Annotated in this window: 1 protein-coding gene; it reads left to right on the top strand. The window is 65.1% G+C overall.

Going from position 1 to position 802, the window contains the following annotated elements; genetic code table 11:
- Positions 1 to 170: 170 nt before the first annotated feature.
- On the top strand, positions 171 to 752 hold the full coding sequence (locus tag LRF89_RS13275; RefSeq protein ID WP_238637377.1) for an HD domain-containing protein: 582 nt from the start codon (positions 171 to 173) through the stop codon (positions 750 to 752).
- Positions 753 to 802: the final 50 nt, after the last annotated feature.

The following is an 802-nucleotide window of genomic DNA, read 5'->3' as shown; positions in this document are numbered from 1 at the left end:
CCTGACACAGGGGCGACTGCCGGCGTCGACGGCGATAGGAGCAAACAACGCTTAGCTGCCGAGCCCCTCCCGGCTCCTACGCCCTTGCATGGGCAGCAGGTCGTGAAACCGGTAAAGTAGATGCAGCAAACGCGACCCCGTCGGCCACCATAGACCGCGAGAGCAGGCCCATGACCGATTCGCAGCAGCCATCGGCCCGCGACGAGCAACGCCTCTACGAAGCCATCACCCTCGCCATGTACATTCACCGCGATCAACGTCGGCGTTATACCGGCGAGCCTTACTGGAAGCACCTTGCGGAGGTGGCGGCCTTGACCCGGCTCGGTACGGAGGAGACCGACGCACTGATCACAGCCTGGCTTCATGATGCTGTCGAGGACTCCGGCCTAGAGCCCGGAATGCTCTGCGCCCAGTTTGGAGAGCGTGTTCGCTCCGGGGTGATGTGGCTGACCTGCGCCGCGATCGAGGAGGGCGAGCCCCGCGACCAGCGCAAGGCCCGCGCCGTTAAGCAGTTGCGCCAGGCACCGGGCTGGGTTCAGACCATCAAGTGCGCCGATCTGGCCAGCAACCTTGCCTCCATTGCTGATCACGATCTGGCCTTTGCGCGTCATTACGTCCCGGAGTGCCGGGCTCTCTATGAGTCCCTTAACCAAGCCAGTCCGCCGGTGCGGATGCTTGCCGCCAAGGAGTTGGTGGCTGCCGAGGCGAAGTGCTTCGCAGTGGAGACGGATCCCCGGGGCACGCCTGCCTGAGGAGAGGCGCCGCTGCCTCGGAGGGCTCGATGGACCTCCCCTGTGTCAGC

Source organism: Halorhodospira sp. 9621, from assembly GCF_022228055.1.
GTDB classification, from domain to species: domain Bacteria; phylum Pseudomonadota; class Gammaproteobacteria; order Nitrococcales; family Halorhodospiraceae; genus Halorhodospira; species Halorhodospira halophila_A.
The sequence above is the reverse complement of the archived record's forward strand: the minus strand, read 5'-3'. Positions and strand labels throughout refer to the sequence as shown.

Excerpts from the sequence above, each read along its gene's own strand:
- LRF89_RS13275 (WP_238637377.1), top strand. The coding sequence starts at position 171 with ATGACCGATTCGCAGCAGCCATCGGCCCGCGACGAGCAACGCCTCTAC.